The sequence below is a fragment of the Buchnera aphidicola BCc genome (assembly GCF_000090965.1).
Lineage (GTDB): Bacteria > Pseudomonadota > Gammaproteobacteria > Enterobacterales > Enterobacteriaceae > Buchnera_F > Buchnera_F aphidicola_F.
This window is the reverse complement of the sequence record NC_008513.1, coordinates 213891-236819: the sequence shown is the minus strand read 5'-3', so window position 1 is coordinate 236819 and position 22929 is coordinate 213891. Positions and strand designations below refer to the sequence as shown.

Below are 22929 nucleotides of genomic sequence, written 5' to 3'. Positions count from 1 at the left end.
ATATTTATATTTTATTTTTTTTAGTATTTTTTTTTATAGCTAAAATTCTTTTATCTAATGAAGGATGTGATGATAATAAATCTAATATAATATTATTTCTTCCATGTATACATAATGTAATTATAGAATTTGATTCTTTAGGTATATCACTATTTTTTAATTTTTTTAATACTGAAATCATTTTTTTTTTTCCAACTAATTCAACTGCTCCAATATCTGCATAAAATTCTCGATTTCGTGAAAACCACATAACTATTATAGTAGAAAAAATTTTAATAAAAAATTGTAATATATTTTTTAAAAAATAAAAAATAAAAGATTTTTGAATTTTTTTATACTCTCTATGTATTTTATACGACATAAAAATATTAGAAAAATATTTAATTAAAGAATATGATATAGAAATAACACAAATATTAACAATACTTTGTATAACAATCATTGTTATCATATCTCCATTTGTAATATGTGTTATTTCATGAGCAACAACAGCTTCAATTTCTCCTTTATTCATATTATTAAGCAAACCACTAGAAACAGCAATTAAAGAATTATTTTTTTGAAACCCTGTAGCAAAAGCATTCATATGCAATGATTTATATATCGCAATATCAGGAATATTAATACACATTTTTTTTGATTGATTTTTTATAGCAGATATTAACCATTTTTCTTTTATATTACGAGGTACATAAATAATTTCTCCATTTACAGATTGTAACGCTGTTTTTTTTGAAAGTAATAATGATATTATTGAATAAGTTAAAAAAATTATAGTCAACATAATCATTGTTAGAAATATATAATTTATATGTATACCAAAAATTTTTAAAAAAATACTATACATGAATATAGTTGATATACTAGTAATTAAAAAAAGAATCGAACGTATCATGAAATTTGTTTTTCCTAATTATTTAAAAAATTTTCAAATATGTAAAATTTTATTGTTATATATAAAAAGTATTATATAAAAAAAATTAATATATTTAAAATTTTAAATAACTATATATATAAAATATATTTATAATTATTTAATTATTATCCCATTTTCTCTTATCTTTTTTTATTAATTTTTCTGATGATTTAGGTCCCCAACTACCAGATGAATAATATTCGAGTAATAATGGATTTTTTTTATATATTTTTATTATAGAATCAATCCATTTCCAAGAATATTTAATTTCTTTGTAATTAACAAATAAAAATTGATTTCCTTTCATACTTTCTAATAATAATTTTTCATATTCTTCTGGAAAAAAATTATTTTTTGTAATTTTTTTATAATTAAATAACATTTCACTAGAAGTTAATTTAAATTTTGAATTTAGTTGAGGAATTTTATTAAAAAATTTTATTTTAATATTAAAAGGTGATTGTAAATTTATAATAATTCTATTATTAAATATTTTTTTATTATTTTTTAGTAAGTTTTCTGATGATTTTTTTAAAAAAATAATAATTTTAGAACATTTTTTTAATAATCTTTTTCCAGTACGAATATAAAATGGAACATTTTTCCATTTTTTTGTATTAATATATAATTTTATAGCTGCAAAAGTTTCTGTTAAACTATTTTTTTTTGAATTTTCTTCATTCACATATGATGGAACAATATTATTATTAATTTTTCCACTTTTATATTGTCCTAATGATATATTATTTTTAATATCATTATTTTTAATATATAATGATTTTAAAATTTTTATTTTTTCAGAGCAAATATGTTTTTTCTTTAATGATTTTGGTTTATTCATAGCAAAAATAGAAATAATTTGTAGCATATGATTTTGAACCATATCTATAATTTGTCCAGTTTGATCAAAATAACTCCATCTTTTTTCAATACCTAGACTTTCAGATAATGTTATTTGAATATGATCAATTGTTTTTTTATTAAAATTATTATTAAAAAATGGATTAAAAAATTTTAATGTAATAAGATTTAATAATGCTTCTTTTCCTAAATAATGATCAATTCTAAATATTTGTTTTTCTGAAAAATATTTTTTGATAGATTTATTAATAAAATTAAATGATTTTAAAGAATCACCAATAGGTTTTTCTATAATTATTTTTGATGTTTTACTATTACAATTAATATTAGACAATCCTTTACAAATTTTAATAAATAAATTTGAGGATACTGCAAAATAATTAAGTAATATATGTTTTTTTTTTTTTAGTATTATTTTTAGTTTTTTAAAATCTTGAAGACAATTAATATTCATTTTACAAAAAATAAAACGTTTTTTGAATTTTTCCCATATTTTTTTATTTATTTTTTCTTTTAAAAATTTTTTTAATGCATTATAAATAATTTGAATATATTCTTTTGTATTAGTATTTGATCTACTAACACCAATAATTCGTGTATTATCTACAAGTTTATTTTTTTTTTCTAACGAATATAATGCTGGAAACAATTTTCTTTGAGCTAAATCACCTTTAGTTCCAAAAATAATTAAATCATGTGTATGCATTTGTAATTTCATACTAAACCCTATTATTAAAATATTAAAATTAAAGAATTTTAAAAATTTTTTTTTATTTTATAAATATTAATTTTATTAAATTTTTAAAATATATATGTAATATATTATATATAAATAAACATTTAATTAATTTATATTTTATTAGTTTAATATTATTTATTTAATAAAAATTATTTATATATGTAATGAATGTTATAACAACTAAAGGTATAATAATACATGTTATTTATTCAAAAAATTTTTATAATATTTTATTATAAATAATAATATTTTTTAAATAAAATAATATTTAAAAATAAATTTTTTATAATAAATAAAATATACATATATTTTTATATAAAATTGATTATTTTTTATATATATTTATTTAAAATATTTCTCTTATTTTTAAAGGAAATTTAAGTATGATACATTTTTTTAGAAGAACAAAAATTATTTCTACATTGGGACCATCTACAGATAAAAAAAGTGTATTAAAAAAAATAATACAATCCGGAGCAAATGCATTAAGATTAAATTTTTCTCATGGTACTTCTATAGATCACATAAATAGAGTAAAAAATATTCGAGAAATTGAAAAAGAATTAAATTGTTTTGTTTCTTTAATTGGTGATTTACAAGGACCGAAAATTAGAATTTCTAGTTTTAAAAAAAAAAAAATTTTTTTAAATAAAGGAGATAATTTTTTATTAGATTTAAGTATTCCAAAATATTATGGTAATAAAAATTCTGTAGGTATTAATTATAAAAATTTACCTAATGAAGTTAATTCTGGCGACATTCTCTTATTAGATGACGGAAAAATACAATTACGAGTTTTAAAAAAAAATAATAGAAAAATTTTTACTAAAGTAATTATTGGAGGATATTTATCTGATAATAAAGGTTTAAATAAATTAGGAGGAGGACTATCAGCATCTGCATTAACAAAAAAAGATGAAAAAGACATAAAATTAGCCGCAATGTTAGGAGTAGATTATATAGCTGTGTCTTTTCCTAGATCTAAAGAAGATTTACAAAAAGCACGAAAATTAATAAAAAAATCAGGTAGTAAAGCTAAAATTATTGCAAAAATTGAACGAGCAGAAGCTGTATCATCAAACAATGTAATGAAAGATATAATTTTAGAATCTGATGTTATTATGATTGCTAGAGGAGATTTAGGAGTAGAAATCGGTGATCATGAGTTAATTGGAATACAAAAAAAATTAATTTCAATGACTAGAAAATTAAATCGAATAGTAATTACTGCTACACAAATGATGGAATCAATGATAGAAAATCCTTTTCCTACTAGAGCAGAAGTTATGGATATTGCAAATTCTGTATTAGATGGTACAGATGCGGTTATGTTATCAGCAGAAACTGCATCAGGCAGTTTTCCTGAAATAACAGTAAAAACTATGTCAAAAATTTGTTTAGGAGCTGAAAAAGTTCCTAGTGCAAAAATTTCTAAACATCGTTTAAATGAAAAATTTAGTGATGTTGATGAAACTATTGCTATGTCTGCTATGTATTCTGCTAATCATTTAAAAAATGTTTCTGCAATAATAATTTTTTTAACATCAAGAAAAATTGCTTTGTTAGCATCAAGAATTACATCAGGATTACCTATTTTTTATATATCAAATTGTGTTAAAAAACTTCGTCTATCAACATTATATCGAGGTGTAATTCCTATTTATTTTAATAAAAATAATTTTAATAATCATGATAAAGTTATAATAAAGTTTCTAAAAAAGAAAAAATTTTTAAAAAAAAATGAAATTATTGTCATTATAAAAAATGATTTAGAAAGAAACAGTAAAATTACAAATACTTGTAAAATTATCAATGTAACATAATTATTTTATTAATTTAATTAAATTAAAATTTCTGTTTTGATTATATATGAATAAATATATTTTATTTTTGTATAAAAATATTTTTATTAATATGCTAATTAATTTAAAAAAATATTTTTATTATTTATATAATATATATTTTAATTTATAAATTATTTATACATATTTTAACATATATAATCAATTCAGAATAATAAAATTAATTTAAGTAAATAAAATTTTATAAAAATATTTTTTTTTAAGAATAATTAATTTTATATTTTTGTATTATGAATTATTTTTGTAGTTTCTTTTAGTTTTTTTAATAAATTTATCATATTTTTGATTTTACTTTTATAAATATTGTTAATAATATATATATTTTTAGGTTTAATAACTAAATTAACATTAGTAAATACAATTGATGAAGAGAGAAATATTTTTTTTATTTTTTTAAATTTATTTAATTTAATTATTATTTCCATATTATTTTTATCTATTTGTTTAAAATTTTTAATATTATTTTTTTTAATTATACTTAAAACAATTTCTTTATTATTAACAATATTATTTATATTAATATAATAAAAAAAATTAAATAAATATTTAATATCATTGTATTTTACTAATTTTCCTTTAAATTTAGAAAAAATATTTCTTATATTAGAAATAGTTCTATTACTATTATCTGTATTACAAAATATAATAATTACAATTCCAGAAGGACCATATCCTGCATATTTCATATTAAAAGATTTTTTTTGTATGTTTTTGTTTTTATCTTTTCCTCTATTAATAGCTTTTTGAATTAAATCTTTTTTTAAATTATATAAATTAGCTTTTTCTAAAATTCTTCTTAATTGAAAATTTTTATTTACATCTGTCCCGTTCTTTAAACAAGAAATTGTTATTTTTCTTGTTATTTTAGTAAATATTTTACTTTTTTTTATATCTTGAGCTGATTTTCTATGTTTAGTATTAGCCCATTTGCTATGTCCGGCCATAATTCCTCATTTAGATATTTTAATATTTTTAAAAGTAATGATTATATTAAACATATTTAGAATTATTAATTTAATTTTTATAATTTTGATTTTTAATTAAATAATCAACAAGGCGCTCCAGTCATTAAACAAATTGCAGAATTAGTTTTAGGAAATGCAATTACATCACTGATTGTATTACAGTTTGTTAATAACATAACTAATCTATCTAATCCCAGCGCTAATCCTAAATGAGGAGGGGCTCCATATTGTAAAGAATTTATGAAGAAACCAAATTTTTTTTTTTGTTTATTTTTGTTAATTTTTAATATATTAAAAATTTTTATTTGTAATTGATAATTATAAATTCTTTCAGAACCTCCACCAATTTCATAACCATTAATTACTAAATCAAATGCACTAGAAATAATTTTTAATGGATTTAATAATTCAATATTTTTACTATTTTTTTCAGGTGAAGTAAAAGGATGATGAACAGATTTTAAATTATTTTTTTTATCTAATTTAAATAAAGGAAATTTTGTAATCCAAACTGGACATATTTTTTTTAAATTTGTGATTTTTAAATCTATACCAATTTTCTTTCGTAAAAGATTACTAATATTGTTTGCAATATTATATTTTTCTGCAATTATAAATATAATATCTCCATTAATAGCTGAAGTTTTTAAAAAAAATTCTTTTAATGTTTTTTTATCTATTTTACTAAATATGTTTCGATTATCTTTAATAATATATTTTTTAATGTTTATAATTTTCACATATATAAAATAATTAAAATTTAGTTTTTCTAAAAATTTTTTATATTTATAAATTTTATTATCACGTATTTTTTTAATTCCTTCAGGTATTTTTATAGAAATTATTCTATTAATATTTTTTATTAATAACCATGGAAAAAATTTTTTATAAAAATTATTAAAAATATCATATAACTCAACAAATTGTATAGGATTTCTTAAATCTGGTTTATCTGTTCCGTATTTTAAAATACTTTCTTTATAAGTAATATTTTTAATTTTTTTAATAGTATAATTATTAATTTTTAACCATAATTTTTTTATTAATTTATTAATTAATTTTTGTAAAAATTTCTTTTTTTTAAAAGCTATTTCAATATCAATTTGTGTAAATTCTGGCTGTCTATCTGATCTTAAATCCTCATCACGAAAACATTTAGCAATTTGAAAATAACGATCTATTCCAGATATCATTAATAATTGTTTAAATAATTGAGGTGATTGTGGTAATGCAAAATATTTACCAGGATATAATCTACTATATACTAAATAGTCTTTTGCTCCTTCAGGAGTAGAACGTGTTAAAATAGGTGTTTCAATTTCTAAAAATTTTTTTTTTATAAAAAAATTTCTAATAATTGTTGTAATTTTACTTCTTGTTTGTAATTTATGAAACATATAAAATCGACGTAAATCTAAATAACGAAATTTAAATCTAATATCTTCTTTATTTTCTTTTTTATAATCAAAAGGTATAGGTAGTGAGGGATTAAATATTTTTAATTTAAATGCAATAATTTCAAAAAAATTTTCTTTTTCTTGTGTATTAAAATAAGTTAATTTTTTTTTTAAAATAACTAATCCTTTAATTTTTATACAATAATCATTTCTTATTGTTTTTACTAAAGAAAAATTAGAATTATATTTTTTAAGAAAAATAACTTGTATTATTCCAGTTATATCTTTAATATCAATAAAAATTATATTTTTAAGACTTCTTATTTTATGTACCCAACCACATATAGTTATTATTTTGTTAATATCTTTTTTTTTTATTTCTCCACAATATTTAGTTCGCATAAAAATCCTAATTTCAATTAATTTTAAATTTATTAATTTAATATTAAAAATATTTTAAATACTATCTACTACGAAAAATTATTCGACCTTTACTCAAATCATAAGGTGTTAATTCTAAAGTAACTTTATCACCTGTTAAAATTCGTATATAATTTTTTCTCATTTTTCCTGATATATGCGCTATAACAATATGTTTATTTTCTAATTCTACTTTAAATGTTGTATTAGGAAGAGTATCGATTACTGTTCCTTGCATTTCTATATTTTTTTCTTTCATATAAATACTTTCCTTTAATTAATATTAAAGAGCGTTTTTTTTTTTGAAATATTATTTAAATATTTTTCAGCATCTATTGCTGCCATACATCCACTAGCAGATGCAGTAATAGCTTGTTGATATATACTATCAGAAACATCTCCAGCTGCAAATATTCCTGGAATATTTGTTTGTGTCTTCATATTAGTATTTTTGTAATTAATTTTTACATAATTATTTTTAATGTCAATATATTTAGAAAAAATTTGTGAATTTGGTATATGACCTATTGCTATAAATAATCCTGTAATTTTTAAATTAAGTAATGTATTATCTATTTTCGATTGTATTATTATTCCATTAATATTATTATTATAATCTAATATTTCAGTTATAATAGAATCAAAATATATTATTATATTTTTTTCTTTCATTTTTTTATATAATCGATCAATAAGAATTTTATCTGCTTTAAATTTATTACGGCGATGAATTAGATAAATTTTTTTTACAATATTAGATAAATAAATTACTTCTTCAATTGCTGAATTTCCACCACCAACTACAGCTACTATTTGATTTTTATAAAAAAATCCATCACATATAGCACATGTTGAAATACCTTTTCCTATATATAAATTTTCTTTAGGTAAATTTAAAAATTTTGTATATGATCCTGTTGCAATAATAATAGATTGACTGAAATATTGATTTATTTTTCCAGTTATTTCAAAAAAACTTCTTGAAAAATTTACTGATTGAATTATATCATCTATAATATTTATAGAAAATTTTTTTACATGTAATAACATACGTTCCATAAGTTTTATTCCGCTAATACTATTATAATTTCCAGGCCAATTTTCTATTTCATTAGTTTGTATTAATTGCCCTCCGGGTTGAGGTCCTGTTATTAATATTGTTTTTATATTTGATCGCGCTGCATAAATTGCTGCTGTATATCCTGCGGGTCCAGATCCAATAATTATTAATTGTACAATTTTTTTTTTTGTTTTTTTAATCATATTTTTCCATTTGATTACATGATATCTTAAAATAGTTAATATCTTTAAAAAGAAGATATGTGTATAATACTAGTATTATTATTTTATAACAATAAAATAATTAATTAATAATATTTATAAAAATAAATAATTTTCTATAAAATTTTTTAAAATTATTTAAATAATATATTCTAAATTTATAAATATTTTTATTTATAAAATAAATTAAAAAAATCTTTAATATTATAATATTTATTTATTAAATATTAATATTCTAAAAATTTATATACTCAAAAATTAAAAAATTATGTTAAATTTCAAAGATATTAAAAATAACTATTCTTTTTTTAAAAAAAAACTAGAAAAAAAAAATTATTTCTTAAATATAAAAAAATTTAAAAAATTAGATTATATACGTAAAAATTTACAAATTAATACTGAGATCAAAATTTCAGAACATAAAAAATTATCTAAATATATGATTTTTTATAAAAAAATCTATACTAATACATATTTATTGAAAAATAAATTAATTAATTCTAGAAATAAAATATTTTTATTAAAAAAAAAATTAGAAAAAATAAAAAAAAAAATACACAATATGTTAATATTAATTCCTAATATACCATATGATGATGTACCTTTAGGTAATAAAGAAAAAAACAATAAAGAAATTTTTCGATGGGGAAAAATAAAAAAATATAATTTTCCTATTCTGAATCATATAGAAATTGGAAATAAATTACAAGGATTTGATTGGAAAGTTTCATCAAACATTTCTGGGTCAGGATTTTCTATAATGAAAGGTTCAATTGCATATTTACATCGTGCATTAGGTCAATTTATGTTAAATATTCATACTAAAATTCATGGATATAAAGAAATTTATGTACCTTTTATTGTAAAAAAAAAATGTATGTATGGAACAGGACAATTACCAAAATTTAAAAACGATCTATTTCATATACAAAATATGCATCATTTAAATAAAAAAAACAATTATGATAATTTTTTTTTAATACCAACTTCAGAAGTATCTTTAATTAATTTAGTACAAAATAAAATATTATTATCTCATGAATTACCCTTAAAGTTTACAGCATTAAGTGCCTGTTTTAGAGCAGAACCTAATACTTATGGTAAAGATGCACAAGGTCTAATTCGAAATCATCAATTTGATAAAGTAGAAATTGTTCAAATTGTTCATCCTAAAGATTCTGAAAAAACTTTAGAAGAATTAACTAATCATGCTGAAAAAATTTTACAGCTATTAAAATTACCTTATAGAAAAATGTTATTATGTGAAGGAGAACTTGGTTTTTCATCTAAAAAAACATATGATTTAGAAGTATGGTTACCATCGCAAAAATTATATAGAGAAATATCATCATGTTCCATGATTGGAGATTTTCAATCTAGAAGGATAAATGCTAAATATAAAGATAAGAAAAAAAATAAAAATTTTTTTTTACATACATTAAATGGTTCTGGATTAGCAGTAGGAAGAACATTAGCAGCTATTTTAGAAAATTTTCAGTGTTCTAATGGAACAGTTAAAATACCCAAAGTATTACGAAATCCATATATGAATGGAATGAAATTTTTATAATAATATTTATAAATATTTTTTTAAAAAATAATATTATTTATATGATGAATTATTAATCATATTTAATATATAAATATTAATATTGGTAATTAATATGTCAAAAATTTATAATTTTAATCCTGGTCCAGCAATGCTGCCAAAAGAAGTTTTATTAGAAATAAAGAAAAATTTTCTTAATTGGAATAATTCTGGATTTTCAATTACTGAAATTAGTCATCGTAGTTCTAGTTTTATTGAATTTACCATTCAAGTAGAAAAAGATTTACGTAATTTATTACATATTCCAGAAAATTATAATATTTTATTTTCTCATGGAGGTGCTAGAGGACAATTTTCTGCTATACCTATGAATTTAATTAAAAAATTTAAAAAACCAGACTATATCAATAGTGGTTATTGGTCGAAATGTGCTGCTAAAGAAGCTAAAAAATATTGTGAACCAAATATTATTAATGTAAAAAGATATACAAAAAATAAACAGAAATATATTGAATCACCTATAAATTGGAAAATAACATCAAAACATACATATTTGCATTATTGTCCAAATGAAACTATTGAAGGAATAGAAATTTTTGAAGAACCAATTTTATTGAACAAAATTATTATAGGAGATTTTTCTTCTACAATTTTATCTAGAAAAATCAATATAAAAAAATATGGTATGATTTATGCATGTGCACAAAAAAATATTGGTCCTGCAGGAATTACAATAATTATTATTCGAAACGATTTATTAATATCTTGTAAAAAAAAAATTCCATCTATTTTAGATTATCAATTATTATTTAAATCAAAATCTATGTTAAATACTCCTAGTATTTTTTCATGGTATGTTTCAGGATTAGTATTTAAATGGATAAAAAATTTAGGTGGTTTAAATGTTATTGAGAAAAAAAATATAAAAAAAGCAAAAATTTTATATAAATATTTAAACTCTACAAATTTTTATTATAACTGTATTCTACCTTCTAATCAATCACGAATGAATGTAACATTTAATTTATACAAGAATGAATTAACTAATTTTTTTATTCAAGAATCTGAAAAATCTGGATTATATGGTTTAAAAGGACATTCAATAATTGGAGGCTTAAGAGCATCTATATATAACGCAATGCCGATAGAAGGTGTAAAAAAACTTATTCAATTTATGAAAAATTTTGAAAAAAAATTTGGTTAAAATTATGTAAAAAAATAACTACATTTTTGATTTTTATAAATTTTTATTTATAGGATTATTTAAATAATGCAAGATAGTTTAACTTTAAAACCAGTAGATTATATTCAAGGAAAAATTAATATTCCAGGTTCAAAAAGTATTTCTAATCGTGTTCTTTTATTATCAGCTTTATCTAATGGAAAAACAATTTTAAAAAATTTGTTATATAGTGATGATATTAAATATATGTTAAAAGCTTTATTAAAATTAGGTATTTTTTATAAATTAGACAAAAAAAAATCTAAGTGTACTATTTATGGAATATCTGATGCATTTTCTGTAAAAAATAAAATTAAATTATTTTTAGGTAATGCTGGTACCGCTATGCGTCCACTATTAGCAATTTTATCATTAAAAAAAAATAAAATTATACTTACTGGTGAAAAAAGAATGAAAGAAAGACCTATTCATCATTTAGTAGACTCTTTACGTCAGGGTGGAGCAAATATAACTTATAAAAATAAAAAAAAATTTCCTCCATTATATATTAAAGGTGGTTTTAAAGGTGGAAAAATTTTTATAGATGGATCTATTTCTAGTCAATTTTTAAGTTCTTTATTAATGGCCGCTCCTTTAGCAGAATTAGATACTGAAATTATAGTAAAAAATCAATTAGTATCTAAACCTTATATTAATTTAACAATAAATTTAATGGAAAAATTTGGTATATCAGTAAGTATTTTAAATGATTATAAACATTTCTATATAAAAGGAAACCAGAAATATATTTCTCCTAAAAAATATTATATTGAAAGTGATCTTTCTTCTGCTACTTATTTTTTAGCTGCGGCTGCAATAAAAGGTGGATCAATTCAAATAAATGGAATACAAAAAAAAAGTATTCAAGGAGACATAAATTTTATTAAAATTTTAAAACAAATGGGTGTATCAATTCAATGGAAAAAAAATTCAGTTATTTGTAAAAAAAATAAGTTATTAGGTATTACAGTAGATTGCAATCATATACCTGATGCAGCTATGACTATAGCTATTCTTGGAGTATTTTCTAAAAAAAAAGTATATATTAAAAATATATATAATTGGAGAGTTAAAGAAACTGATCGAATATATGCTATGAGTACAGAATTAAAAAAAATCGGAGCTCGAGTAATTACAGGTAAAGATTATATAAAAGTCTATCCAGTAAAAAATTTTATACATGCTAAAATAAATACTTATAATGATCATAGAATAGCTATGTGTTTTTCTTTAATTTCACTGTCTGGAACTTCTGTAACTTTACTAAATCCAAAATGTGTTAATAAAACATTTCCATCATTTTTTAAAAACTTTTATTCTATTTGTCATTATTCTAATATAAATAAAAATATATAATACATTATAATAATAATAATAATTAATATTGTAATTATAAAAATTTTAATATTTGTTTACTAATAAATATATTAATGTTCTTATATTTTTTTAAAAAAATTTTATTTTTAAAATAAAATTTAAAAATTATTATTCAGTCCATTTAAAATATAAATGGTTTTTTTATTATATTACATTTTATTTAAATAATTTTAAAAATTATTTAAATATTGTAATATTATTACAATAGATTATTTAATATGATAACATCGTTTGAAGAATTATTTAAAGAATCATTAAAAAAAGTAGAAACACGTCCAGGATCTATTATTAAAGGGAAAATTATATCTATAAATAATGATATAGTATTAGTAGATGCTGGATTAAAATCAGAATCTTCAATTCCATTAGAACAATTTAAAAATTCTCAAGGAGAAGTAGAAATAAAAATTGGTGATATTGTAGACGTTTCATTAGATGCAATTGAAGATGGTTTTGGTGAAACAATTTTATCACGTGAAAAAGCAAAAAGACATGAATCATGGATAAAATTAGAAACTGCTCATAAAAAATTAACAAATATAACTGGTATTATAAATGGTAAGGTAAAAGGTGGTTTTACTGTAGAATTAAATGACATAAGAGCTTTTTTACCCGGTTCTCTAGTGGACATCCGTCCTATTAGAGAAACCCAGCATTTAGAAGGTAAAAAACTAAAATTTAAAGTTATAAAATTAGACCAAAAAAGAAACAATGTTGTTGTTTCACGTAAAGCAGTTATTGAATTAGAAAATAATGCTGAAAGAAAAAGATTATTAAAAAATTTACAAGAAGATACTATCGTTGAAGGAACAGTAAAAAATTTAACAGATTATGGTGCTTTTATTGATTTAGGAGGCGTAGATGGATTATTACATATCACTGATATGGCTTGGAAGCGAGTAAAACATCCTAGTGAAATAGTAAATATTAGTGATAAAATTAAAGTTAAAATATTAAAATTTGATGAAGAAAAAATTCGTGTATCTTTAGGTTTAAAACAGTTAGGAACAGATCCATGGATAAATCTTTCAAAACGTTATCCAGAAGGAAATAAGTATTTAGGTCGTGTAACAAATTTAACAGACTATGGTTGTTTTGTAGAAATAGAAGAAGGAATAGAAGGATTAGTACATGTTTCTGAAATGGATTGGACTAATAAAAATATTCAACCAACTAAAGTTGTTTCTTCAGGAGATCAAATATATGTTTCAATTTTAAATATTGATGAAGAAAGAAGACGTATTTCTTTAGGAATTAAACAATGTAAAATAAATCCTTGGAAAGAATTTTCAGAAAAAAATGTTAAAGGAACTAAAGTTTTTGGAAAAATTAAATCAATTACAGATTTTGGAATATTTATAGGATTAGAAGGTGGAATTGATGGTTTAGTACATTTGTCTGATTTATCATGGTTTAAAAAAGGAGAAAAAGCTGTAAAAAAATATAAAAAAGGTCAAGATATAGAAGCTATGGTATTACAAGTAGATTCAGAAAGAGAACGAATATCATTAGGAATTAAACAACTTCAAGAAGATCCTTTTCATCAATATATTTTAAAAAATCAAAAAAATACTATTATTTTAGGAAAAATTCAATCAATTGAAGAAAAATCAATATCTATAAATATTCAAAAAGGAATTTTTGGATGTTTAAAAATTACCGATATTTGTTCTAATTACAAAAAAGAATTTATGTCAAAAATACTAGTTAAAAAAGAAATATTAATACAAATTTCAGGATTTGATAAAAAAAATAGAATTGTTTATTTATGTGTAACAGATGAAATATATTTAAAAAACATAAAAAAAAAATTATTAGTTGAAAATATAGAAAATATCAATAATATTGATACAATTATGACGAAAGCTTTTGAAGAAGCTAAAAATTAAAAGACTAAAATATTACAATATTTTATAATATTTTTATTTAGAGGGTATATGATAAAATCAGAATTATTTGAACGAATTACTGAAAAAAAAACTTATATTCCAGCAAAAATTATTGAATATGTAGTAAAAAATATTTTAGAATATATGTCATTATCGTTAGAAAAAGGTAATAGAATAGAAATTAGAGGTTTTGGAAGTTTTTCTTTGCATTATAGATTTGCTAGAATAGGAAGAAATCCAAAAACAGGTGAAAAAGTTTATTTAAAAGAAAAATATGTTCCACATTTTAAACCAGGAAAACAATTAAGGGATCGAATAAATAATATATATAAAAAAATTTAGTATAATTAATTTTTAATATATACGAGTATCACTATTCGGTAAATTTTTATAATTCAGCAATTATTAGAGTATATTGTACTCCAATAATTGCTCAAAAAGGTGATATAAATGATAAAACCAATAATTGTAGGGAATTGGAAATTAAATGGAAGTAAAAAATTAATTGAAAGTTTTTTAAAACAATTAAATCAATTTTTAATTAAATATTACAAAATATGTACTGTTGTTATTGCGCCGCCTGTTTTATATTCTCATTTAATTCAAAATATGTTTTCTTCTGATAAAAAAAATTTTTTTTTAGGCGCCCAAAATATTGATATTCATTTTTCTGGACCATTTACCGGAGAAATTTCTCCTATTATGTTAAAAGATATTGGAATAAAATATGTTATTATTGGTCATTCAGAAAGACGATTAAATCATAAAGAAACAAATGAAATAATTGCAAAAAAATTTTGTATGTTAAAAGAAGAAAATTTAGTTCCTATATTATGTATTGGAGAAACAAAAAAAGAAAAAATTGATAAAAAAACTAAAGATATATGTAAAAAACAAATTGATATTATATTTAATATGTATGGTTCTAATGCATTTGATAATTCTATTATCGCATATGAACCTATTTGGTCGATTGGTTCAGGTAATTCAGCAGCACCAAAAGAAGTTCAATGTATTGCACATTTTATACGTAATTATGTAAAAAGTAAATCAAATCATAATATTGAAAATTTTTTTATTCAATATGGAGGATCTGTTACAAAAAATAATGCAAAAGAACTAATTTATCAAAAAGACATTGATGGTTTTTTAGTAGGTGGAGCATCTTTACAATTAGAAGAATTTTCTAAAATTATAGAAATAACAAATATTTAAAATTATAAAATTTATATTTTCTTTAAAATTTAATAAAATTAATATGAATAAAATTTTAAAAATATTAAATATATTTAAAAATTTTTATTTAATTTATTACAAATAATTTAATTATATTTAAGCGCCGGTATTCCGGCACTTATATTTTTTTTAAAAAAATAATTTAGTATATTTTTTTTATAGAATTTAATAAATCTTTTTTAAATATTTTTTTCATATTTTTTAAAGCATAATTGATATTATGATGAACTATTTTATTATTAATTACTCCTATACATTGTCCTTTATATCCTTTTAGAAGTAATTGAATTGCATAAATACCCATACGAGATGCTAAAATTCTATCATATGCAACAGGTTTCCCTCCTCTTTGAATATGACCTAATATGGTTGCTCTTGTTTCTTTAAAAGTTTTTTTTTGAATATATTTTGCTAATTTATTTACATCACATATATGTTCAGTAATAGCTACAATAGAATGTTTATTACCTTTTTTAATACTTTTTTGTATTTCTAGTAATAATAATTCTTTTTGATAAATTATTTCTGGAATAACTATAAATTCACAACCACCGGCAATAGCAGCTGATAATGTTAAATCTCCACAATAACGACCCATAATTTCTATTATTGAAATTCTATGATGTGATGCAGAAGTATCTCTTAATTTATCAATAGCATCTACTACTGTTTCTAAAGCAGTAAAATATCCAACAGTATAATCAGTTCCAGAAACATCATTATCTATAGTTCCGGGAATACCAATACATGGAACACCCATATTTGTTAAAAAATTTGCTGCTTTATAAGATCCATCTCCTCCAATAATGATTAAACAATCAATTTTTCTTTTATAAATGTTTTTTATAGCTATTTTTCTTGTTTTTTCTAATTTAAATTCTAAAAATCGAGAAGATCCTAAAATTGTTCCACCTTGATTTAATAAATTAGCAACATGACTATATTTTAATAATTTCATATCATTATTATATAATCCTAAAAATCCGTTATATATACCTTTAACTTCTATATTATGATTTAAAGCAGTACATACAACAGATCGAATAATAGCATTCATTCCTGGAGAATCACCACCACTAGTTAAAATTCCTATTTTTTTAATCATGTAATAGTTTAAACACTCTAATTTTATTTACATTTATTAAATTATTAAAATTTTTGATATTTTCAATTTTTAAAAATATATAAACTAATAAATTTATATACAAAATTTTTGTTTTAGAAAGTTATAAATAATAATATTTTAATGGTTTATTTGTATTAGAAAATTCATATACAAGCGGTTTTCCAGTAGAAATATCTAAATCAATTATATCGGAATCACTTATGTTTCCCAAATATTTTATTAAAGCTCGCAAGGAATTTCCGTGAGCAACAATAAGAATATTTTTATTTTTCTCTAATTGAGGTAAAATTTTAAATTCCCAGAATGGAATAACTCTATTAAATGTCATTTCTAAACTTTCAGATGTAGGAAGTTCATGTTTTTTTAATTTTTTATATTTTATGTCATAAATAGGATGATATTTATTAGATATATTTAAATTTGGTGGACATACTGTAAAACTTCTCCTCCATAATTGTACTTGTTCATCTCCATATTTTTTTTTTATTTTTTCTTTATTTAATCCTTCTAATGCTCCATAATTTCGTTCGTTTAATTTCCATGATTTATATACTGGTATCCATATTTGATTTGTTTTTTTAAGTATTATCCATAAAGTATATATAGCTCTTTTTAAAATTGATGTATATGCAATATCAAATATAAAATTATTTTTTTTTATTAATTTTGCAGCAAGTTTTGCTTCTTTTTTTCCATTTTTAGTTAAACCTATATCTTGCCATCCAGTAAATTTATTTAACTTATTCCATTTACTTTCACCATGTCTCATTAATATTATTTTTTTTTTTTTCATTTTTTTTTCCTGATTTTTAATAAAAATATTATTGATTATAAAAATATATTTTTTATATAAAATTAAGTATTAATTTATATAAAGAATTATTATTTATTAATATTAATAATTTATATATTTATATATTTTTTTATTTCAATTTCAATTAATCAAAAAAAATAAATATTTGATTTGTATAATTTATATATTTTATTATTGTATATTTTAATATGCAATAAAAATATATTATACATATTTTAATATTTAGTAAAAATTTTTTTCAATTAATATATAATTTTTATATAAAAATTTATATTTCAAGTATAAAACGTGAAATATCTTCTAAAATATCTTTAATATAATTCAAAAATTGTATTGCTTGTTTTCCATCAATTAATTGGTGATCATATGACAATGCAAGATACATCATAGGTAAAATTTTTATTTTTTTATTAACTACAATAGGTCTTTTTTTAATATGATGCATACCTAAAATAGCTACTTGAGGAGGATTAATAATAGGAGTAGACATTAAAGATCCAAAAACTCCTCCATTTGTAATAGTAAAAGTTCCAGCTTCTAAATCTTCAAATTTTAATTTTCCTTGTTCACCTAATAAAACAAAAGATTTAATTTTTTTTTCAATTTCATATATAGATAAATTATCTGTATTTTTTAAAATTGGAGTTATTAATCCTCTTGGAGTAGATATAGCAATATTAATATCATAATAATCATGATATATAATATTTTTTTTTTCAATTGAAGCATTTATTTCTGGAAATTTTTTTAATGCTTGTGTAACAGATTTTACATAAAACGACATAAATCCCAATTTTGATTTATATTTATTTTCAAAAATATCTTTATATTTGTTTCTAATTGATATAATTGGCTGCATATTAACTTCATTAAATGTTGTTAACATAGCTGTATTTTTTACTGTATATAATAATCTTTTTGAAATCGTTTTTCGTAACGGACTCATAGCAATTTTTCGAAAAATTCGTTTATTATTTTTTTTATGTATATTAATTAGTTTATCTTTTTTTTTCTTTTTGCTATTTTTTTTATTTTTAATAATAAAATTATTTATATTAATTTTTCCATGTACATCAATTCCTTTTATTTTTGATATATCTATATTATAATTTAGTATTAACCTACGCATTTTTGGTGTAAACAAAAATAATGAATTTTCACTATGAACATTTTTTTTTTTTGTTTTTTTATTATTTTTAATTTTTTTTTCTTTTTTAATATTTTTATTATTAATAAAACCTATAACAGATTGAGATTTTATTTTTTCTCCAACTAATATATTCTGTGAAATTAATATACCATTTTTAGGAGATGAAATTTCAAGTATAATTTTATCAGTTTCAATTTCAGCAATTATTTCATCTTCTTTTACATAATCTCCTATTTTTTTATTCCATTTTAACATAATTGCATGATTTACTGATTCAGGTAAATTGGGAGCTAATATTTTAGTTTTTTTTTCCATAATTTTTACTTTTTATAAAATGATTTATATGTAAAAGATAATTTAATAATTTTTTTTTGTTTTTTTTGATGATTTTCAAAGTTTCCTTCAGCTGTAGAAGCTAATTTTGATCGACCAACATATTGTAATTTTTTTTTTTCATTATTGTTAAAAATATATTTTTTAAAATAGAAATAAATATGTTTCCAACTACCTTGATTCTCTGGCTCCTCTTGAGACCATATAAAATATTTAATATTAATATATTTATTTAAAATTTTATTAATTTTATAAAAAGGAAAAGGATATAATTGTTCAATACGTATAATTATTGAATTAATGATATTATTTTTTTCATAAAAATCTAATAATTCATAATAAATTTTACCATTACAAAAAATAACACGACTAATTAAATCTAATGAAATATTTTTTTTTTTAAATAATAATATTTTATGAAATTTTTCAATAAATAATTTTTTAATTGAAATGAATGTTAAAGGATGTCGTAATAATGATTTTGGAGTAAATATTATTAATGGTGTTTTTAAAAATTTTTGACCTTGTTTTAATAATAAATGATATATTTGTGATGCTGTTGTAGGAATACAAATTTGAATATTTTTCTGTGCACATAATTGTAAATATCTTTCTAATCGTCCTGAAGAATGTTCAGGTCCTTGACCTTCATAACCATGAGGAAGCATTATAACTAGTGATGAAGAAACACCCCATTTTTGTAAACCAGAAGTAATAAATTGATCAATAACAATTTGTGCTCCGTTAGAAAAATCACCAAATTGAGCCTCCCAAATATTTAGTAAATTACTTGATACAATTGAATAACCATATTCAAATGCTAAAACAGATTCTTCAGATAATACAGAATCCCAAATATGAAATGATCCAATAAATTTATCAACATTTTTAAATGGTATAATTGTTTTATTGGTTTTTTGACAAATTACACTTGCATGTCTATGTGAAAATGTTCCTCTTCTCACATCTTCCCCTGTTAATCGACATGTAATACCTTTGTACATTAAAACGGCATATGCTAAATTTTCAGCTAATCCCCAATCTAACATAATTTTATTTTTTATCATTTTAATACGATTTAAAAAAATTTTTTTAACTTGATAATGTAAAACAAAATTTTTTGGTACATTAAATAATTGATATATTTTTTTTTTAAATTTTTTATAAATAATTTTTCTTTTCAATAAATTTTTGTTTTTAATATTTTTGTTATGAAATAAATTTGAATTATTTGAGTATAAATTTTTATTTTTTAAGAGTATATTAAGTTTTTTAAAATAATATTTATAAAATTTTTTATATTGATTTTTTGCATTTTTTTTTGATTTATTAATTTTTTTAGAATATAGTATACATATTGGCTTATGTTTTTTTATTAAAGAATACATTATAGGTTGTGTAATTTTAGGATCATCTACTTCATTATGACCTAATCTTCTATAACCAACTAAATCTATAAAAACATCTTTTTTAAATTTATATCTAAATTTTAATGCAATATTAATTACGGAAATTACTGATTCAGGTTTATCAGCATTAACATGAAAAACAGGAGAATCAATCATTTTAGCAATATCAGTACAATATTTACTAGTACGTAAATATTTTTTTTTAGAAGTAGTAAAAGCAATTTTATTATTTATAACAATATGTATACTACCAAAAACATTATATGCAGGTACTTGTGACATATTTAGAGTTTCTTGTATAACTCCTTGTCCAGTAAAAGCAGCATCACCATGTATAATGACAGGTAATGGTGAAATTATTGTTTTTTTATTTTCTATAAAAAATTTACAACAACCAATTACAACTGGAGTAATAATTTCTAAATGAGAAGGATTATTTAACAAATTAATTTCAACTTCTTGATTATTTACAAAAATTTTTTTTTTTAATCCTATATGGTATTTTACATCCCCGGTTCTATGTGAATGACATAATTTATCTTGAATATTTAAAAACATATTTAATGTATTATGTTTTAATATATTATGCATTACATTAAGTCTTCCTCTATGAGCCATTCCTAAAAATATTTTAGTAATTTTTTTATTTAAACAAAAATTAATAATTTCTTTTATCATAGGAAGTAAAGAATCACATCCTTCTAGTGAAAAACGTTTAGTTCCTGGAAATTTTTTATTAATAAAATTTTCATAAACAGTAGATTTAATTAAATTCTTTAATATATTTTTTTTTTTTCTTTTAGAAAATAATTTTTCAAATTTTTTAGATTCAATATTTTTTTGTAACCATAATTTTTCTTTTGTATTACTTATATGCATATATTCAAAACCAATATAACCACAATATTTTTTTTTAAAAAATAAATATATATCTTGAAAAGAATTAATATTCTTCTTAAAAAATAAAAAATCAGATTTTATCAATAAATTTAATTCTTCTTTTTTAATATTATGATAAGAATATAATAATTCTGGAATACTATTTTTTTTTTTTCTTAATTTTAGTGGATTTAATTGTGATATAAAATGTCCATATTTTCTATATGAATTAATAAAAATTAAAAATTTTTGTTTTAAAAATTTTTGATTGTTATTTTTTTTTTTCTCTATAAAATCATTATTTATTTTTATATTTACAGAGTTTATTTGATTTAAATTATTATTTTTTTTTTTAAATATTTTGTTAAAAATATATATCCAAGATTTATCTATTTTTTTAGAATTTAACAAGAATTTTTTATAAATATTTTCTAAATATAATTGATTATTTGAATATAACCATCCATTTTTTGATAAAAGAATTTTTTTTTTATTTTTCATTTTTTTATATTGATTATTTTTATAAAAAATTTTAAATGATAAAATATTTTATTTTTAAATAGGATTATTAATATCTATAAATTTTATTTTTAAATTTTTATCTTTCTTTAATAACCATTTTCCTAATTTTTGTATACCAAATTTTTCTGTAGCATGATGTCCTAAAGAAAAAAAATGTTTATTATTTTCTTCAGCAATATGTATTGTTTCTTCAGAAATTTCTCCTGTAAAATATGCATCAATATTTAAATTAACAACTTTATTAAAAAAATTTGTCCTCTTCCGGTACACCATGAAACATTTTGAATATATTTTGATCCTGTAGGTCCATAATGGAAAGGAGATCTATTTAATTTTTTTTCTATAAAATAAATTAATTCAGTACTTGTATATTTTTTTTTAAAATAACCTTGAATAATATATGGAGATATATATTTTTTAATTGAAATATTTAATAATTTTCCTAATTGAACATTATTACCTAATTTTTTATGTATATCCAAAGGTAAATGCCAACAATATAAATTTATATTATTTGTTAATATTTTCTTTAATCTATTTCTTTTCATTCCTAGAACTTTTTTTTCTTCATTATTCCAAAAATATCCATGATGTACGATAACTGCATCAGCTTTTTTTTTTATAGCTATATTTAAAAGGTTTTCATTAGCTGTTACACCTAAAATAATAACATTTATTTCAGATTTTCCTTCTATTTGAAGACCATTAGGTAAATAATCATTTGTATATTTATTACAATTTAATTTTTTATTAATTATTTTTTCAAGAAAAAAATTATTCATATTTTATATTATAACCTTAATATATATTTATATTTATAAAAATATTTTTATTTTTGTAAAATTTTTATTAAATAAAATTTAATTAAAAATAAATTTTATTTTAATTAATTTAATCTTTAAAAAATTTTTATAAAAATAAAAATTATACAATAAAAATTATATTATAATATAATACAAAAAATATATAAACAAAATATTTT

17 protein-coding genes and 1 pseudogene are annotated in these 22929 nt (G+C 19.5%); 7 read left to right on the top strand and 11 right to left on the bottom strand.

Annotated elements, in window-relative coordinates; translation table 11 throughout:
* Positions 1 to 4: 4 nt before the first annotated feature.
* Together htpX and zwf are read right to left on the bottom strand one after the other, a co-directional pair.
* Positions 5 to 895 (bottom strand): protease HtpX, encoded by an 891-nt coding sequence (gene htpX / locus BCC_RS01045; protein WP_011672591.1) that lies wholly within the window; start codon positions 893 to 895, stop codon positions 5 to 7.
* Between the two features lie 139 nt (positions 896 to 1034).
* Entirely contained in the window at positions 1035 to 2495 is a 1461-nt protein-coding gene (gene zwf, locus BCC_RS01040; RefSeq protein WP_011672590.1) for a glucose-6-phosphate dehydrogenase, read from the bottom strand.
* 404 nt (positions 2496 to 2899) lie between these two features.
* Here zwf and pyk point away from each other — a divergent pair, with 404 nt between their 5' ends.
* On the top strand, positions 2900 to 4339 hold the full coding sequence (pyk, locus tag BCC_RS01035; protein WP_011672589.1) for a pyruvate kinase: 1440 nt from the start codon (positions 2900 to 2902) through the stop codon (positions 4337 to 4339).
* Positions 4340 to 4593: 254 nt separating this feature from the next.
* Here pyk and BCC_RS01030 read toward each other — a convergent pair whose 3' ends face one another.
* The 4 genes from BCC_RS01030 to trxB form a co-directional block, all read right to left on the bottom strand.
* Positions 4594 to 5322 (bottom strand): YebC/PmpR family DNA-binding transcriptional regulator, encoded by a 729-nt coding sequence (locus tag BCC_RS01030; RefSeq protein ID WP_011672588.1) that lies wholly within the window; start codon positions 5320 to 5322, stop codon positions 4594 to 4596.
* A gap of 104 nt (positions 5323 to 5426) precedes the next feature.
* Complete coding sequence (gene aspS, locus BCC_RS01025; RefSeq protein WP_011672587.1) at positions 5427 to 7142, bottom strand: aspartate--tRNA ligase; 1716 nt, start codon at positions 7140 to 7142, stop codon at positions 5427 to 5429.
* A gap of 61 nt (positions 7143 to 7203) precedes the next feature.
* Complete coding sequence (infA, locus tag BCC_RS01020) at positions 7204 to 7419, bottom strand: translation initiation factor IF-1 (protein ID WP_011672586.1); 216 nt, start codon at positions 7417 to 7419, stop codon at positions 7204 to 7206.
* A gap of 14 nt (positions 7420 to 7433) precedes the next feature.
* Positions 7434 to 8423 (bottom strand): thioredoxin-disulfide reductase, encoded by a 990-nt coding sequence (gene trxB / locus BCC_RS01015; protein WP_011672585.1) that lies wholly within the window; start codon positions 8421 to 8423, stop codon positions 7434 to 7436.
* A 286-nt stretch (positions 8424 to 8709) separates the two neighbouring features.
* Between trxB and serS the strand changes: the two genes are divergently transcribed.
* From serS to tpiA, 6 genes are all read left to right on the top strand, one after another.
* A complete protein-coding gene (gene serS, locus BCC_RS01010; protein WP_011672584.1) occupies positions 8710 to 10011 on the top strand; it encodes a serine--tRNA ligase in 1302 nt (433 codons plus the stop codon).
* A 94-nt stretch (positions 10012 to 10105) separates the two neighbouring features.
* Positions 10106 to 11194, top strand: coding sequence for a 3-phosphoserine/phosphohydroxythreonine transaminase (serC, locus tag BCC_RS01005; RefSeq protein WP_011672583.1), 1089 nt, complete (start codon positions 10106 to 10108; stop codon positions 11192 to 11194).
* A gap of 66 nt (positions 11195 to 11260) precedes the next feature.
* Positions 11261 to 12568, top strand: coding sequence for a 3-phosphoshikimate 1-carboxyvinyltransferase (gene aroA / locus BCC_RS01000; protein WP_011672582.1), 1308 nt, complete (start codon positions 11261 to 11263; stop codon positions 12566 to 12568).
* Positions 12569 to 12807: 239 nt separating this feature from the next.
* Positions 12808 to 14478, top strand: a complete 1671-nt coding sequence (gene rpsA, locus BCC_RS00995; protein WP_011672581.1) for a 30S ribosomal protein S1 — start codon at positions 12808 to 12810, stop codon at positions 14476 to 14478.
* A gap of 48 nt (positions 14479 to 14526) precedes the next feature.
* The gene (gene ihfB / locus BCC_RS00990) at positions 14527 to 14820 is read left to right on the top strand and encodes an integration host factor subunit beta (RefSeq protein WP_011672580.1); all 294 of its coding nucleotides are present in this window, start codon (positions 14527 to 14529) and stop codon (positions 14818 to 14820) included.
* Between the two features lie 108 nt (positions 14821 to 14928).
* Complete coding sequence (gene tpiA, locus BCC_RS00985; RefSeq protein WP_011672579.1) at positions 14929 to 15693, top strand: triose-phosphate isomerase; 765 nt, start codon at positions 14929 to 14931, stop codon at positions 15691 to 15693.
* A gap of 163 nt (positions 15694 to 15856) precedes the next feature.
* Here the strand turns inward: tpiA and pfkA are convergent, their stop codons facing one another.
* The 5 genes and pseudogenes from pfkA to BCC_RS00960 form a co-directional block, all read right to left on the bottom strand.
* Entirely contained in the window at positions 15857 to 16819 is a 963-nt protein-coding gene (gene pfkA / locus BCC_RS00980) for a 6-phosphofructokinase (RefSeq protein ID WP_011672578.1), read from the bottom strand.
* 121 nt (positions 16820 to 16940) lie between these two features.
* Positions 16941 to 17633: a 2,3-diphosphoglycerate-dependent phosphoglycerate mutase gene (gene gpmA, locus BCC_RS00975; protein ID WP_011672577.1), complete on the bottom strand. Its 693-nt coding sequence runs from the start codon at positions 17631 to 17633 to the stop codon at positions 16941 to 16943.
* Positions 17634 to 17922: 289 nt separating this feature from the next.
* Entirely contained in the window at positions 17923 to 19119 is a 1197-nt protein-coding gene (gene sucB / locus BCC_RS00970) for a dihydrolipoyllysine-residue succinyltransferase (RefSeq protein ID WP_011672576.1), read from the bottom strand.
* A 5-nt stretch (positions 19120 to 19124) separates the two neighbouring features.
* Positions 19125 to 21926: a 2-oxoglutarate dehydrogenase E1 component gene (locus BCC_RS00965; RefSeq protein ID WP_011672575.1), complete on the bottom strand. Its 2802-nt coding sequence runs from the start codon at positions 21924 to 21926 to the stop codon at positions 19125 to 19127.
* Positions 21927 to 21980: 54 nt separating this feature from the next.
* Positions 21981 to 22729: pseudogene (locus BCC_RS00960) on the bottom strand (Nif3-like dinuclear metal center hexameric protein).
* Between the last annotated feature and the right edge of the window lie 200 nt (positions 22730 to 22929).

Bases quoted from the DNA above. Each gene is read 5' to 3' on its own strand.
- htpX (WP_011672591.1), bottom strand. From the start codon at position 895: ATGATACGTTCGATTCTTTTTTTAATTACTAGTATATCAACTATATTC.
- zwf (WP_011672590.1), bottom strand. From the start codon at position 2,495: ATGAAATTACAAATGCATACACATGATTTAATTATTTTTGGAACTAAA.
- pyk (WP_011672589.1), top strand. From the start codon at position 2,900: ATGATACATTTTTTTAGAAGAACAAAAATTATTTCTACATTGGGACCA.
- BCC_RS01030 (WP_011672588.1), bottom strand. From the start codon at position 5,322: ATGGCCGGACATAGCAAATGGGCTAATACTAAACATAGAAAATCAGCT.
- aspS (WP_011672587.1), bottom strand. From the start codon at position 7,142: ATGCGAACTAAATATTGTGGAGAAATAAAAAAAAAAGATATTAACAAA.
- infA (WP_011672586.1), bottom strand. From the start codon at position 7,419: ATGAAAGAAAAAAATATAGAAATGCAAGGAACAGTAATCGATACTCTT.
- trxB (WP_011672585.1), bottom strand. From the start codon at position 8,423: ATGATTAAAAAAACAAAAAAAAAAATTGTACAATTAATAATTATTGGA.
- serS (WP_011672584.1), top strand. From the start codon at position 8,710: ATGTTAAATTTCAAAGATATTAAAAATAACTATTCTTTTTTTAAAAAA.
- serC (WP_011672583.1), top strand. From the start codon at position 10,106: ATGTCAAAAATTTATAATTTTAATCCTGGTCCAGCAATGCTGCCAAAA.
- aroA (WP_011672582.1), top strand. From the start codon at position 11,261: ATGCAAGATAGTTTAACTTTAAAACCAGTAGATTATATTCAAGGAAAA.
- rpsA (WP_011672581.1), top strand. From the start codon at position 12,808: ATGATAACATCGTTTGAAGAATTATTTAAAGAATCATTAAAAAAAGTA.
- ihfB (WP_011672580.1), top strand. From the start codon at position 14,527: ATGATAAAATCAGAATTATTTGAACGAATTACTGAAAAAAAAACTTAT.
- tpiA (WP_011672579.1), top strand. From the start codon at position 14,929: ATGATAAAACCAATAATTGTAGGGAATTGGAAATTAAATGGAAGTAAA.
- pfkA (WP_011672578.1), bottom strand. From the start codon at position 16,819: ATGATTAAAAAAATAGGAATTTTAACTAGTGGTGGTGATTCTCCAGGA.
- gpmA (WP_011672577.1), bottom strand. From the start codon at position 17,633: ATGAAAAAAAAAAAAATAATATTAATGAGACATGGTGAAAGTAAATGG.
- sucB (WP_011672576.1), bottom strand. From the start codon at position 19,119: ATGGAAAAAAAAACTAAAATATTAGCTCCCAATTTACCTGAATCAGTA.
- BCC_RS00965 (WP_011672575.1), bottom strand. From the start codon at position 21,926: ATGAAAAATAAAAAAAAAATTCTTTTATCAAAAAATGGATGGTTATAT.